Origin of the sequence: Roseburia sp. AM23-20, from assembly GCF_003470905.1 — a bacterium.
Classification (GTDB): domain Bacteria; phylum Bacillota; class Clostridia; order Lachnospirales; family Lachnospiraceae; genus Roseburia; species Roseburia rectibacter.
The window spans coordinates 1-873 of sequence record NZ_QRHS01000076.1 but is presented as its reverse complement, the minus strand read 5'-3'; the positions used below and the strand labels follow the sequence as shown (position 1 = coordinate 873).

Below are 873 nucleotides of genomic sequence, written 5' to 3'. Positions count from 1 at the left end.
GGATAACTGGGATTTCAAACAGTCTCCTATGTGCGCGGTGTATAAGCCGACCGGACAGATGGTTATGTTTGTGGGAGCGGATAAACCTATCAGTTTAAAATCGTTTAATGTTCCATTTGGATATGTAAAAATGCTGATTCATGAAGAATGTGACGAAATGGCAGGCGTGGAGCAGATGGATAATATCGAAGATACATTTCTCAGATCTGATACGCCAGCGTTGGATATCAAGATATTCAACCCACCCAAAAGTAAGAATAATTTCATGAATCAATATGTGGAAGAGTGTAAAACAAAGCCACAGACAAGGATCTGCCACAGTTATTATTACAACGTGCCGGTGAAGTGGCTCGGTAAACGATTTTTCGAGCGCGCGGAGTGGTTCAAGGTGCATAAGCCGCTATATTACCGCAATAACTATATGGGCGAAGTGACCGGTACCGGCGGCGGCATCTTCGATAATGTGGAAGAGCGGACCATCACGGATGCAGAAATTGAAAATATGCCATTTTTTTATCATGGGCTGGACTTTGGATTTGAGCATCCACAGACATTTCAAAAAGCATGGTATGACGAGGATATGGACACATTGTACTGTGTGGATGAGGTGTACGCCAAGAAATGTAAAAATAGCACATTTGCTAGGAAAATCAAAAAATATATTACCGAGGAAATTATATGCGACTCAGCGCGGCCAGATGCCATTGCAGAGCTGCAGGACTGGGGATTTAATGCGATTGGTGCCAAAAAGCGTTGGGGTTCTGGTAAGGGAAGAGATTACTGTTGGGAATGGTTACAGCAGACCGCCAAGATCGTGGTTGATCCGGAACGATGCCCGCACCTTGCGCATGAGTTGACAACATTGGAGCATGA

Annotated in this window: 1 protein-coding gene; it reads left to right on the top strand. The window is 44.3% G+C overall.

Translation table 11 applies throughout. The annotated features are described in order from the left end of the window. Nucleotides 1-28 precede the first annotated feature (28 nt). Nucleotides 29-873: phage terminase large subunit (locus DW650_RS19390; RefSeq protein ID WP_118210891.1), on the top strand; the 845-nt coding region annotated here is incomplete at its 3' end.